This is a genomic window from Pseudomonas koreensis (assembly GCF_012986595.1).
Taxonomy (GTDB): Bacteria; Pseudomonadota; Gammaproteobacteria; order Pseudomonadales; family Pseudomonadaceae; genus Aquipseudomonas; species Aquipseudomonas koreensis.
The window spans coordinates 223,400-236,687 of record NZ_JAAQYM010000004.1 but is presented as its reverse complement, the minus strand read 5'-3'; the positions used below and the strand labels follow the sequence as shown (position 1 = coordinate 236,687).

The 13,288-nt window shown below is 64.7% G+C and carries 3 protein-coding genes; all 3 read right to left on the bottom strand.

Annotated elements, in window-relative coordinates; translation table 11 throughout:
* Nucleotides 1-87: 87 nt before the first annotated feature.
* On the bottom strand, nucleotides 88-1,191 hold the full coding sequence (gene mnmH, locus HBN98_RS14010; protein ID WP_083366396.1) for a tRNA 2-selenouridine(34) synthase MnmH: 1,104 nt from the start codon (nucleotides 1,189-1,191) through the stop codon (nucleotides 88-90).
* On the bottom strand, nucleotides 1,191-2,225 hold the full coding sequence (gene selD / locus HBN98_RS14005) for a selenide, water dikinase SelD (RefSeq protein WP_083366397.1): 1,035 nt from the start codon (nucleotides 2,223-2,225) through the stop codon (nucleotides 1,191-1,193). Before selD ends, mnmH begins: the two co-directional genes overlap by 1 nt.
* Before the next feature lie 282 nt (nucleotides 2,226-2,507).
* A complete protein-coding gene (locus tag HBN98_RS14000) occupies nucleotides 2,508-13,034 on the bottom strand; it encodes an autotransporter-associated beta strand repeat-containing protein (protein WP_083366398.1) in 10,527 nt (3,508 codons plus the stop codon).
* Nucleotides 13,035-13,288 lie beyond the last annotated feature (254 nt).

Sequence of the window (13,288 nt, the reverse complement as noted above, 5' to 3'; positions counted from 1 at the left end):
GCCATCGCGAGCAGGCTCACGCCTGCAATTGAAGCGCATTCCCCTGTAGGAGTGAGCCTGCTCGCGATGGGGCCAGCAATGGCACCCTCAACCTTTCTGATTCACCCGCTCGCGCAAATACTCCAACACCGCCGCGCGCTCGCCGGCAAACTCGATCCGCCCGCCCTTCTTCTCGCGCTGGAACCCGTACATCGGGTCGTAATACTCACGCAGCAACCCTTCGATCCAGGAACGGTGCAAATCCACCGCCCCGCTACGCTCCTGCTCGGCCAGCGCCGCTTCCATCAGCATCAGCATCCGCCGATGCCGCTCGCCGCCTAGGCGCTTTTGCACGTTGTTCAGGCTCTCCAGCAAGCGCTCGGAGAACAAGCTAAAACCGTCCTCGCCATGCACCGTGGAGAACTCGGCTGACAGGTCCACCACGTAATCGCGCAGAATCCGTTCGACCCGGTCCTCGAAACAGTCTTCCAGCCAGACCATCGGGTACTGCTGCATGCCCTGATACAGCGGCAACGGCAGCGCACAACTGCCGACCACCCGACTCTCGTCTTCCAGCACAAACTGCTCGATACCGGCATCGCGCTTCTTGAGGATGTCGATGGCCAGACGGTTTTCAAAATCGATGTTCGACGGTTGGCCGGTGGCGCGTTTGCCGAAACTGGAGCCCCGATGGTTGGCGTGACCTTCCAGATCCAGCCCGTTGCGCAACTGCACCAGCACCTCGGTCTTGCCGGTGCCGGTCATGCCACCCAACAACACGAAATCACACTGGCCGATCGCTTGCTCAAGCGTGTCGATGAGAAAGTTGCGCAGCGCCTTGTAGCCGCCGCCGACTCGCGGGTAGTCGATACCGGCCTCGTCACGCAGCCACTGTTGAGTGATCTGCGACCGCAGGCCACCACGAAAACAATAGAGATAACCCTCGGGATGGGCCCGGGCGAAATCGGCCCAGGCCTGAATACGCTCGGCCTTCACCGCGCCGGACACCAGCTGATGGCCCAGTTCGATGGCGGCCTGCTGACCGTGCTGCTTGTAGCAGGTGCCGATCTTCTGCCGTTCGATGTCGTTCATCAGCGGCAGGTTGACCACGCCGGGGAACGCGCCTTTGTGAAACTCGACCGGCGCGCGGGCATCCATCAGCGGCCGGTCGTTGAGAAAAATATCGCGGTAGTCGGTGCAGTCGCGTGACATCAAATCACCTCGACTGCGTGGGTCTGTCGCTCAACCAGCTCGCCGATCGGCGCCAGGTCCAGGCCCAGTTCGGCAGCCACGGCGAGGAATTCGTCGTTGCCTTCGGGGGTCACGGCAATCAGCAGACCGCCGCTGGTCTGCGGGTCGCACAGCACACGCTTGTGCAGCTCCTGCAGGCGACCGAGCTTGCTCGAATAACTGTCGAAATTGCGCAGGGTGCCGCCGGGGACGCAGCCCTGTTCGAGGTAGTATTCGACGCTGTCCAGACGCGGCACGTGGTTGTAGCCGATGCGTGCGGTCAGGTGGCTGCCGTCGGCCATTTCCACCAGATGCCCGAGCAGACCGAACCCGGTAACGTCGGTCATCGCGGCGACCCCGGCGAGTTTGCCGAAACGGCTGCCGGGCTTGTTCAGGGTGCACATCCAGTCGCGGGCCACGCCAATGTCGCCGGGGCGCAATTTGCCCTTCTTCTCGGCGGTGGTAAGGATGCCGATGCCCAGCGGCTTGGTCAGGTACAGCAGGCAACCGGCGGTAGCGGTGTCGTTGCGCTTCATGTGGCGCTTTTCCACCAGACCGGTTACCGCCAGACCGAAGATCGGCTCCGGCGCATCGATCGAATGCCCGCCGGCCAGCGGAATGCCCGCGGCGTCACACACCGCCCGTCCGCCGCGAATCACTTCTCGCGCCACTTCCGGCGCCAGCACATTCACCGGCCAGCCGAGGATCGCAATCGCCATCAACGGATCGCCGCCCATCGCATAGATGTCGCTGATCGCATTGGTGGCGGCAATCCGGCCAAAATCGAACGGATCGTCGACAATCGGCATAAAGAAGTCAGTGGTCGACACCACCCCGCGCTCGGCATCGATCTCGTACACCGCCGCGTCATCACGCGAGGCATTGCCGACCCACAGTTTCGGGTCAAGGTTCTGCGCACCGCTGCCGGCCAGAATCACCTCCAGCACCTGCGGGGAAATCTTGCAGCCACAACCGGCGCCGTGGCTGTATTGGGTCAGACGAATGGGCTCGCTCATGGGAGAGTCTCTGGTAGTTAATGGGGCGGATTCTAGCAGAGCGCGGGCTGACTGATTTTTGCGCTGGATGTCCGGGCCCCTTTGCGAACCTACTCGCTCCCACACTGGATCTCCAGTGCACACAGAGTCGGTGGGTGACACAGAGCAAATGTGGGAGCGAGCCTGCTCGCGAAAGCTATCGACCAGTCACCCCCCACGTCATCGTCGGGCCTATGAAGCCGCTCTATTCTGCCCTGCAAAAAAAACCGCCCTTTCGGGCGGTTAAAGTACTTCGACCATGATTCAGAAGCTTTGACTGAAGCTGATGTTGAAGGCGCTGTCGTTGTTGTCGCTCGACACCTGGCCCGAGTAGCCGATGCCCAGCTTGCCGGTCGGGGTGACCTGGAAGTCGATGCCGGCTTCGAGCAGTGCGCTGTCCTTGGCAATCGGTACGCCCTGGGTGCTGAACGAAGCGCCGCCGTCGATGAAGGTCAGGTCGGCATCAGGTTTGGTGTCGCCGTAGGCATGACGCCAGCCGATGGCCGCCCGTGGCGTCAACTGGCTGCCGTTGGCCAGGGTCACCAACTTGCCGATGCGCACCCCGAGGGTCGAGTAGGTGATGTCCTGATCGGCGTCGGCCTTCAGGCGCCCCACTCCGCCTTTTTCCTTGGCGGTGTCGCTGTCGTAGTTGACGTAAGCCAGACCCGCAAACGGTTCGATGGCAACACCGGCGGCGTTGATCGCGTAACCCACTTCACCGAACACCTGCGCGCTGCGCGCGTCGTAATCGGCCTTCAACCGATCGTTGTAGCTGCCGACGCTGACATCGCGTTTGGTCTCGATGCTGTGCCAGCTGTACGCCGCGCCAAGGCGCACGGCCAACGCATCGAACTGCGAGTTGAGGTAGCCGGCCAGGTGGTAGCTGTCGACCTTGGCATCGGAGTTGCGATCGTGCGCGTTGAGGTTGCTGCGGGTGTAGCCGGCGGCCATCCCGGCCCGCCAGGTGTCGTCCAGTGCCTTGTCGGTGCCAAGCATGAAACCGCCGAGGTTGCGATCGACTTTCGCCGTGTTGCTGTCGCCGCCCATGTCCCCCCAGGCACCGATGGCCCGAATCCAGCCGACCATTTCCCCGTGGCAACCGTTGCTGCTCAGTTGGGTGTCGCTCGGTGCCAGCGTCCGGCGTGGATCATCCGACGCGCCGCACGACGGCTGGCGCATGCGGTCGTTGACCGCCTCGCGGATGAAGCGCGAATCCTCCAGCATCGCGCTTGCGGTGCTGGCGTGGATTTCACCCGACAGGCTGTCGAACGCATTGCGCGCACCGGCCACGCTGAGGTTGACGATCTGGTTCTGCAGCGCCGCGCCCGCCGGGCCGTTATTGGACAGGGCCGTGGCGGCGCCGCGCTGGTTGCCTGTGGCCGCGACGTCGGCGAACGAGTTGCCGTTGCGGCTCACCGCCAGGGTGACCGAGTCGGCAGCGTAGACCAGCGAGCTGTCGAGGAACGCGTACTGCGGCAGATCGGCGGCACTGAAGGTGCCGGTCACGCCACCACCGGCGGTGATCAGCGAGTAAGTGGTGTTGCCGGTGAACGGCGCAAGGCTGTTGACCACCAGCCCGCCACCCAGCGCGGCCGTCCCGCCCACTGCCAGCGGCGTGGCGGTTGGCGAACTGACCGTCAGCGCCAGTACACCGTCGCTGGCGTTGGTCAGGTTACCGGCCACGCTCAAAGTGCCATCGGTGCCACCGGAAGCCACCACACCGTGGTTGACTACCGAGCCGACGCTGCCGTTACCGCTCAAGCCTGCGCCGTTGGCGACAGTGACCTGCGCACCCAGCGACGCCCGGGCCGCACGACTGCCGACTTGCAGCAGACCTTGATCGACGGAAACCGTGCCGCTGAACGGTTGATTGCCAACCATCAACAGACGACTCACCCCGCGTTTGAACAACGCGCCGGTGCCATTGAGTACCCCGTTGAACTGGCCATCAGTGTTTTGCTGGAACACCAGTGAGGCATTGTTGGTGATGTTGCCTTGCAGGCTGGTGGTGTTACCGACCAGCGTGCCGCCGCTGACCGTGGTGCCACCGCTGTAGGTGTTGGCGCCCGTAAGAACCAGAGTGCCGGAATCGAGTTTCTCGATCCCTCCCGTACCCACCAGCGGTGCGGAGACTTCGGCGCTGGCGCCGGCATTCACCCGCACCGGTGCCAGACTGCCGTCGGTACCATTGACCGGCGTCAGCGTGCCGCCAGCCCCCGGAACCACGCTGTAGCCACTGGTAAGGAATTGCAGGCCGGTGAAGTTCTGATTGCCTTGCACGGTGACGGTACCGGCCTGGCCGCCGAACACTGCGAACTGACCATTGGAAGCCAACGCCTGAGTGCCGCTCGGATCCGTCCAGTTGGTCCCCGGGCCCCACACGCCACTGCCGCCGCCGATGCTGCCATCAGGGTTGGTGGTGCCGCCGTTCCAGAACTGCACTTCACCCGGTGTGCCCTGCACCAGCAAGTTGACCTGATTGGCAATCGCCGTTTGCAGGGTCAGGTTGGCCGCCGAAACCGGCAGGCTGCCGTAGACCAGACCGTTGTCGGTGAGGCTGCCGCCGTAGCGGAACAGTTGATAGACCCCGGTACCAAAACCACCGGCGTTGCTGATGTTCAGCGTACCGTCCAGGGTCAGGTTGCCGGCGACGTTGACCACGGTGGTGGAGCTGGTGGCCGAGCCGAGGCTGAAGTCCAGATTGGTGCCCGAGGACAGTGCCAGTGCACCGACCGACAACGGTGTGGCGGTACCACCCCCGGTCAGCGTCGCGCCGCTCGCCAGTTGCACGTTGCCACCCAGTTGCCCGCTGCCGCCGACTTTCGCGCCACTGGCGACGTTGACGTTGGCGCTGTTGAGCACGCCATTGACGATCAGGTTGCCGGCCTGCACCGAGGTGTTGCCGGTGAAGGTGTTGTTGCCGGTCAGCAGCAACTGGCCGGTGCCGGTTTTGTTCAGCGTACCGCTGCCGGTGAGGTTGCCGGTGTAGCTGCCGTCGGCGTTCTGCGCGAAGGTCAGCGCCGCGTTGTTGACGATTGCCCCTTGCAGGCTGCTGGTGTCACCGGTGGTAGTGCCGCCGTTCAGTGTGGTGCCGCCGCTGTAGGTGTTGGCGCCACTGAGCAGCAGGTCGCCGCTACCGTTTTTTACCAGGCTGCCGGTGCCAGTGACGGCGCCGAGCAGCGTGGTGTTCTGGTTGCCGGCCAGGGTCAGTTGCGCACCGAGGTTGATGGCATTGGCCAATTGCAGCGCCGAGGTGCTGTCGAGGCTGCCGTTGCCGGTCACGTTCAGTGCGCCGCTGCTGATGGCGCTGTTGTTGCCCAGCACCAGCGTACCGCCGGCGAGTTGAGTGCCGCCGCTGTAAGTGTTGCTGCCGTTGAGGGTCAGGCTCGATGCACCCGTCTTGATCAAGCTGCCCGCACCGCTGACCACACCATCGAGGGTCAAAGCGTTGCTGCCGGCGACGGTCAGGCCGCCGTTGAGCACCACGTTGTTGGCGAGGCTGACCGCCGCGTTGCTGTCCAGCGCCGTGCCGTCCGCAGCGGTCAACACCCCGGTGCCGAGCGCCGCGTTGTTGCCGACAACGATCTTGCCGCCATTGAGCGCGGTGCCGCCGGTGTAGCCGTTGGCGGCGTTGAGCACCAGCGTACCGGTGTCGTATTTGCCGAGGGTGCCGGCACCATTGAGCGCTACGCCAAGGGTCGCAGTGGCGTTCGGATCGACGCGCACCGAAGCGTTGCCCATTGAACCGTTGACCAGGTTCAGCGAGCCCGCCGTGCCGTTCTGCAGGCTGTAGCCGTCGGTGACAAACTGCATGCCGGTGATGGTTTGCGCGCCGTTGACCGTCACAGTACCCGCCGCGCCCTGGAACACCGCAAAGTTGCTGGTCCAGGCCTGATTGGTGGTGCCGTTGACGTCGGTCCAGTTGGTGGTGCCGGTGCCCCAGGTGCCGCTGCCGCCATCCACCGAACCGTTGGCGATCAGTTGGTTACCGTCCCAGAACTGCACGGTGACGCCCGGTGCGGTGACCAGCAGGTTGATCTGGTTGGCCAGCGCGGTTTGCAGGGTCAGATCGCCCGGGGTGACGCTGCCCGGTACGGTGCCGATCAGCATGCCGTTGTCGGTCAGGCCACCGGTGTAGTTGATCAGGCGATAAACGCCGCTGCCAAAACCACCGATGTCGCTGACGTTGAGGGTGCCGTCGAGGGTCAGGTTACCGCCGACATTGACCAGCGCATTGCCGCCACCGGAGACCGGTACGCCGAGGCCGACATCGAAATTGGCGTTGCCGTTGAACACCAGCGAATCCACCGACAAGGTGCTGCCGGTGACGCCCGCCAGATGCCCGCCATCAGCCACCGTCACCGCACCGGTCAGGGTGCCGCTGCCACCGAGGGTGCCGCCGTTGTTGACCAGCACGTTAGCGCTGGCCAGCGAACCGTTGACCTGCAGCGTGCCGGCGTTGACGTTGGTGTCGCCGGTCAGGTCGCTGATGCCGCTGAGCGTCAGCGTGCCCGTGCCGAGTTTGCTCAGGCCGCCGTCGCCGCTGAGGACACCGGCGAAGGTGCTGCTGACGTTATTGCCGCCGAGGCTCAGGGTGTTGCCGGTGCCGACCAGCGCGGTGCCGCTGCCGGTGAGGCTGGCGAGGCTGCCCGAAGCGCCGAGGTTCAGCGCCGCGCCGCCCGCGAGATTGACCGTGGCGTTATTGCCCAACGCCGTGCCATTGAGGGTGGTCAGGCTGCCGGACAACACATCGAAGGTGCCGCTGAAGGTGTTGTTGCCAGACAGTGTCACATCGGCCAGACCGTTCTTGGTCAGAGTGCCCGCTCCCGCGATTACGCCGCCGAGGGTCAGGTTGTTGTTGCCGGCCAGACTCAGGTTGGCATTGAGGTTGACGTTGTTCGCCAGCACCAGTGGCGCGGAGTTGTCGAGGGTCGAAGCACCGGCCACGGTCAGCGCACCGCTGCCCAATGCCGTGCCGGTGCCAAGGGTCAACGTACCGGCGTTCAAGGTCGTGCCACCGGTGTAGGTATTGATGCCGTTGAGGGTCAGGTTCGACCCGCCGTTCTTGATCAGCCCGCCCGCGCCACTGACCACACCGGCGAGGGTCAGGTTGTTGCTGCCGGTGTTGCTCAGGTTGGCGTTGAGCACCAGGTTGTTGCCCAGACTTACCGCGCTGCTGCTGTCCAGCGCCGAAGCGCCGGCCACGGTCAGGTTGCCCAGACCGAGTGCCGAGTTGCTGCCGGCGGTCAAGGTGCCCGCGTTGAGGGTCACGCCACCCAGGAAATTATTGTTGCCACTCAGGCTCAGGTTGGCCGCACCGTTTTTGCTCAGGCTGCCGGCGCCGTTGACCGTGCCTGCCAGCGTCAGGTCCGCCGTGCCGCCAATGCCCAGGTTGCCCGCGAGGTTGACCGCGTTGTTCAGCGACAGCGCCGTGCTGGCATCCAGCGTCGTACCGCCCGCTGCATTCAGCGTTCCCGAACCGAGCGCCGAGTTCGACGCCAGAATCAACCCGCCAGCGTTCAACGCCACCGGGCCGAGGAAGGCGTTATTGCCACCGAGGGTCAGGTTCGCTGCGCCGTTCTTGATCAGGCCGCCAGTGCCACCGATCACGCCATTGAGAGTCAGTGCATTGCTGCCGACCACGGTCAGGTTGCCGTTGAGTGTCGCGGCATTGCCGAGGCTCACGGTGGTGTTGCTGTCCAGTTGCGTGCCGGCGTTGGCGGTCAGCGTGCCGCTGCCCAGCGCGGTGTTGCTGCCGACGATGATCTTGCCGCCGTCCAGTTGCGTGCCGCCGCTGTAGGTGTTGGCGCCATTGAGCACCAGGGTGCCGCTGTCGAGTTTGTTGAGGATGCCGCTGCCATCGATATTCACCCCGACAGTGGCAGTCACACCCGGGTCAACCCGCACCGCTGTGGTCCCGCCAGTGCCGTTCACAGCTGTCAGTTGCCCCGCCGCGCCGTTGACCAGGTTGTAACCGTCGGTGACGAACTGCAGACCGGTGAACAGTTGCGTGCCGTTCACCGTGACCGTGCCGGCGGTGCCCTGGAACACCGCGAAGTCACCGGCCCATGGCTGGTTGACCAGACCATTGGCGTCGGTCCAGTTGGTGCCGACCGCGTTCCAGATCCCGCTGCCGCCATCGACCACGCCGTTGGCGATGGTCTGGCTGCCGTCCCAGTAACGGATGTTGCTGTTGGGTGCCGACACTTGAATGTTGATCTGGTTACCCACGCCGGTCTGCACCAGCAGATCGCCGAGGCCGTAGCCGACCGGCACGCTGGCGACGTCCAGACCGAGGTTGGTCAGGCTGCCGGTGTAGTTGAACAAGCGATACACACCGACGCCGAAACCGCCGGCATCGGTGACATTGAGATTGCCGTCGAGGGTCAGGTTGCCACCGACGTTCATCAGCGACGAGGTCGACGGCGTACCCAGTGCCACATCAACGTTGCTGCCGGCACCGAGCGTCAACGAAGACGCAGACAGGGTATTGCCCGATGACAGCGCCAGATGCCCGCCGTTGTTAATGTTCACCGATCCGAGCGCCGAACCGGTACCGGTCAGGGTGCCGCCGGTATTGACGTTGAGCTGCGCACTGGCCAGCGAACCGCTGAGGTTCAGGGTGCCGCCATTGACCGCGGTGTTGCCCGTCACACCGTTGATTCCGGTGAGGTTCAACACGCCGGTGCCGACTTTGGTCAGGCCACCGCTACCGCTCAGATCACCGTCAAACGTGCTGGTGACGTTGCCGCCGCCGACGGTCAAGGTGTTGCTGCCGGTCAGTTGCACACTGCCGGTGCCGGTCAGCGCGCCGAGGCTGGCATCGCTGCCCAGATTCAGGCCGGCACCGGCGCTGATGTTGACGCCCGAGGTGTTGCCCAGTGCAGCACTGTTCAAGGTGGTGACGCTGCCGGAGACAATATTCAGCGCACCGGTAAAGGTGTTGCTGCCGGCCAGGGTCAGGTCCGACAGGCCGTTTTTGGTCAGGCTGCCGGCGCCGTCAATGATGCCGTTGAGTGCCAGGTCGTTGTTGCCGGCGACGGTCAGCCCCGCATTGAGGGTGATCGCGTTGCCGATGCCGAACGAGGCGCTGGTATCCAGCGTCGCCGCACCGCCGACGATCAACCCGCCGCTGCCCAGACCGTTGGCATTGCCCAGGGTCAGGGTGCCGGCGTTGAGCGTGGTGCCGCCGCTGAAGGTGTTGTTGCCGTTAAGGGTCAGATTGGCCGCACCGTTCTTGATCAACTGGCCGCTGCCGCTGGTCACGCCGTCGAGGGTCAGGTTCTGCGTGCCGCCCACGGTCAGCGCGGCATTCAGCGCAACGTTGTTGTTGAGGCTGACCAGCGGCGAATTGCTGTCCAGTGTCGCCGCACCGCCGACGGTCAAGGCGCCGCTGCCCAGCGCCGAACTGTTGCCGACGGTCACGGTGCCGGCGTTCAGGGTCGTCCCGCCGATGAAGGTGTTGGCCGCGTTGAGAATCAGATTGGCCGTGCCGTTTTTCACCAGACTGCCCGCGCCGCTGACCAGACCGGTCAGGGTCAGGTCGGCCGTGCCGCCGACGTTCAGCGCGCCGGCCAGGGCTACCGCGTTGTTCAGACTGACGGCGGTGTTAGTGTCCAGCGTGGTATTCGCCGCCGCATTCAGCGTACCGGCACCCAGCGCAGTGTTGCTGCCGACAATCAGCTTGCCGGCATTCAGCGCGGTGTTGCCGAAATAGGTGTTGGCGCCGTTGAGGGTCAGGTCGGCCGCGCCGTTCTTGATCAGGCCACCGATGCCGGCGACCACACCGCCGAGGGTCAACGCATTGCTGCCGCCCACAGTCAGGGTGCCGCCGAGGTTGACGTTGTTGGCCAGGGTCGCGGCGGTGCCGGCATCCAGGGTGGTGCCGTTCGAGGCGTTCAGTGCGCCGATGCCGAGTGCGGTGTTGGAGCCGACGATCAGCGAACCGGCGTTCAGCGACGTGGTGCCGCTGTAGGTGTTATTGCCGTTGAGGGTCAGGCTCGACGCGCCTGTCTTGATCAAACCGTTAGTGCCGCTGATGACCCCGCCGAGGGTCAGCGCGTTGGCGCCGCCTGCGGTGAGGTTGGCGTTGAGGATGATCGAGTTGTTCAGGGTCAGCGCCGAGCTGCTGTTGAGGGTGCCCGCCCCGGCCACGGTCAGTGCGCCAGTGCCGAGCGCTGCGCCGTCGCCGACGGTCAGGCTGCCGGCGTTCAACGTGGTGCCGCCACTGAACGTGTTGGCGCCGCTGAGGGTCAGGTTGGCCGCGCCATTCTTGATCAATTGACCGGCACCGTTGACCAGGCCGGACAGGGTCAGGCCGCTGCTGCCACCGATGGTCAGGGCACTGCTGTTGAGGTTGACGTTGTTGTTCAGGTTGACGGCGGTGTTGCTGTCCAGCGTTGCCGTGTCGGTGACCGACAAGGCGCCAGTGCCCAGCGCCGCAGCGTTGCCTACGGTCAGGGTGCCGGCCGCCAGCGTGGTGCCGCCGGTATAGGTGTTGGCGCCGTTGAGCACCAGGTTGGTGAACCCGCTTTTGGTCAGCCCGCCACTGCCACTGACGACACCGCCGAGGGTCAGGTTGGCGCTGCCGGCGATGCCCAGATTGCCGCCGAGGCTGATCGCGTTGGTCAGCGCCACCGCGGTGCTGGCATCGAGGGTGGTGTCCGCCGCGGTGGTCAATGCGCCAGTGCCCAGCGCGGTGTTGGAGCCAACGATCAGCGTCCCGGCGTTGAGCGTGGTGCCGCCGGCGAACGTATTGTTGCCGCTGAGGCTCAGGTCAGCGGTGCCATTCTTGATCAGGTTACCTGCGCCACTGATAACGCCGCTCAAGCCCAATGCCTGCGTGCCGCCAATGGTCAGATCCGCCGCCAGCCCGACAGCGTTGGCCAGGGTCACCGCCGTCGTTGCATCCAGCGTGGTGCCGGCCGCCGCGCTCAACGCGCCAGTGCCCAGTGCGGTGTTGCTGCCAACCAACAGGCTGCCGGCATTCAGCACGGTATTACCGGCGTTGGTGTTGTTACCTGTCAGGGTCAGGCTCGCGGCGCCGGATTTGGTAATCCCGCCGGTACCGGACAACACGCCGCCCAGGGTCAGGGCATTGCTGCCGAGCACGTTGAGGTTGCCGGTCATCGCGATGTTGTTGGCCAGCGTGACGTTGGCGGTGCTGTCGAGGCTGGTGCCGGCAGCAGTGTTCAGCGCGCCGCTGCCCAGCGAGTTGTTGTTGGTCACCAGCAGGCTGCCGGCGCTCAGGGTGGTGGTGCCGGTGTAACCGCTGTTGGCGCCGCTGAGGGTCAGGCTGCCGGTGCCGGTCTTGGTCAGGCCGCTGCTGCCGGTGATCAGGCCGCCGAGAGTCAAGGCGCCGGTGCCGCTGGCCGTCAAGGTGCCGCCGAGGCTGATGGCGTTGGCCAGGCTGATGGTGCCCGGTGCACTCAGGGTGGTCGTGCCGGTGACGTTGAGGGTACCGGTGCTCAGCGCCAGGTTGTTGCCCAACTGCACGGTACCGCCGTTGAGCGTGGTGTTGCCCAGGTAGGTGTTGGCGGCGCTGAGGCTCAGTTGCCCGGAGCCGACTTTGGTCAGGCCGCCGCTGCCGGAGATCACCCCGCTCAGGGTGGTGGCGTTGGTGCCTTGCACGGTCACGCCGCCGGCACCGAGGGAAATCAGGTTGCTGATGTTCAAGCCGGCATTGCTGGCCTGCAGGATCCCGCCGTTGGAGGTGAGGACACCGCTACCGAATGTGGCGTTGTTGTTGAACTGGGCGACCCCGCCATTGAGCGTGGTCGCGCCGCTGACCAGTGGCCCCTGCAAAGTCCAGGTGCCGCTGTTGATGGTCAGGTTGTTGAAGTTGACGTAGGTCGCGCTCGACGCTGTACCAACGCCAGTGGTGCCGCCGCCGACGCCGATCGGGTTCTGCAGGATCAAGTTGTTGGTGCCGCCCGCGCCACCATCGACAGTGCCGGTCGGGGCGAAGGTCAGGTTGATGCCGATCAGCCCGCCGAGGCCGACGCTGACCTGTACGCCGTCACCGACCTGGACCGAAGAACCGGTCACGGCGGTGAAGGTGTTGGTGCTCGCCGCCCCCATCGACACGCCACCGGTGATCGCGCCGGCGTTGGTGAAGGTGTTGCCCGCCGCCGAGGTCTCGAAGGCGATCCGGCCATTGATGACGCCGGTGCTGCTGTTGGTCATGTTGACTTGCGAACCGCCATAAACCCCGACCACCGGGGTATCGGCCAGGGTGATGCCGCCGACCGACAGGCCGGTCGAGGTGATGGTGCCGTTGTTGGTGATGCTGGTGGTGCCGGCCGCGGCGTTGTTCACCGCGATGCCCAGGCCGTCGATGCTGGTCAGGTTGAGTCCGAGAAGCATGCCGGTGCCGCGAATGATCCCGCTGGCATTGTTGAGCACGCTGACCGTACTGGTTGCGCCCGTGCCGATGAAGGCACCGCCGCTCAACACCGAGACCAGCCCCAGCAACGCCGGGTCGATGGTGCCGGAGTTGTTCAGGCTGATGTTGACCCCGGTCAGGTCCATCACGTGGCCGCCGAGCGTCGCGTTCATCTGCGCCCCGGAGTTGACGTTGACCGTCAGACCGTTGGTGGCGCTGGAAAAGTTGTTGAGAAATAGCGGCAGAGTTGGCACACCGCTACAGGTCACCGTGGAACCGGCCGTCGAGCATGTGGCCAGCGCAGGTGCGCTGACGCCGCCGAACAACAATCCGGCAACACTCAAGTGCACAGCAAGGGAAAGAGGGGAAAAACGCGAAACGAGGGCGACACCAAACCTTGCTTCCACGGGCTACTCCTTGTCGTGGCCAAATTCTTCCTTGAAACCGTGCGAAGCCGTGCTTATTCCACACGCGAATCAAGACTGCGACGGTCATCACAAAACCGCGTCTTGGCTGACAAGCTAGTAGACGCCCCGCGATGGGGCACTGATTAAATGGTGTTAATACTTTAATACTAGGCCCGTCTAAACCGCAGGTTTGGGCCAGAAAACACGGGATTCTGAGTACGCCACATCCCCTGTAGGAGCCGCGGAACGCTGCG